At 56.4% G+C, this 250-nt stretch carries 1 protein-coding gene; it reads right to left on the reverse strand.

Annotated elements, in window-relative coordinates:
• The coding region (locus KZZ07_RS27225; protein WP_219520142.1) for a ParA family protein at positions 1–250 on the reverse strand (250 nt) is incomplete at both ends.

The raw sequence follows: 250 nt of genomic DNA on the forward strand, positions 1-250 counted from the left end.
GTTCGGGTTGAGCAGTTCAGCGATTCGCTTAATGTTATCCACAAGGTCGCTCAACCCTTCGAGTGCGTAGTACTCGCACTGCATGGGGATAATGACCCCATCGGCCGCCACCAATGCGTTCAGCGTCAGCATCGACAGTGAAGGCGGGCAGTCGATCAAAATGTAGTCGTAGTTCTCGCGGATCGGCGCCAAGGCGCTGCGCAGACGGCTTTCTTTCATCTGCATTTCCAGCAACACCACTTCCGCCGCC

The sequence above is a fragment of the Mameliella sp. CS4 genome (assembly GCF_019392335.1).
Taxonomy (GTDB): domain Bacteria; phylum Pseudomonadota; class Alphaproteobacteria; order Rhodobacterales; family Rhodobacteraceae; genus Antarctobacter.